The organism is Mesorhizobium sp. M5C.F.Ca.IN.020.32.2.1, from assembly GCF_004023105.1.
Classification (GTDB): Bacteria; Pseudomonadota; Alphaproteobacteria; order Rhizobiales; family Rhizobiaceae; genus Mesorhizobium; species Mesorhizobium wenxiniae.
This window is the reverse complement of record NZ_RZSX01001582.1, coordinates 1-589: the sequence shown is the minus strand read 5'-3', so window position 1 is coordinate 589 and position 589 is coordinate 1. Positions and strand designations below refer to the sequence as shown.

Annotated in this window: 2 pseudogenes; one reads left to right on the top strand and one right to left on the bottom strand. The window is 64.7% G+C overall.

Going from position 1 to position 589, the window contains the following annotated elements:
• Positions 1-126 (top strand): annotated as a pseudogene (locus EOA86_RS41055) (RNA 2',3'-cyclic phosphodiesterase); the annotation flags it as partial.
• Between the two features lie 26 nt (positions 127-152).
• Here EOA86_RS41055 and EOA86_RS37575 read toward each other — a convergent pair.
• Positions 153-548 (bottom strand): annotated as a pseudogene (locus EOA86_RS37575) (low molecular weight protein-tyrosine-phosphatase); the annotation flags it as partial.
• Between the last annotated feature and the right edge of the window lie 41 nt (positions 549-589).

Below are 589 nucleotides of genomic sequence, written 5' to 3'. Positions count from 1 at the left end.
TCGTCGCGCGATTCGGTCGGCGGCGGACCCTATATCGTCGAGGAGGCCTGGCCGCTGTCGGGCGCCGACAGCCGTGCCTCGAGCCGCGTCGCCAGCGCCTCCGACGCTTCGCGGATCATGCGGTAGACCGAGGCAAACGCCTCCGGCCCCTCGTGATAGGGGTCCGGCACGTCGCTCACCGTTCCCTCCGCGAACTCCAGGAACAGATGGACCCGGTCGCGCATGGCGGCAGGCACCAGCGCTTTCAAATCCCGGAGATTCGATCGGTCCATCGCGAGAATCAAGTCGAAACGCGAGAAATCGTCCGGCGTCAGCTTGCGCGCCCGCTGTCTGGAAATATCGATGCCGTGCCGCTCTGCGATCGACATCGAGCGCGGGTCGGGTGCCGAGCCGGCCTCCCAGTCGCTGGTTCCGGCCGAATCAAGCAGGATATCCCGATCGAGGCCGCGCTCCGCCAGGACGGCGCGCAACACGCCCTCCGCCAACGGTGAGCGGCAGATATTGCCGAGACAGACGAAAAGAATGGATTTTATCGGCTTTGCGCTCATCGATCCGGCACTATGCTGAAGACTGCGAATCCAGATAGCAC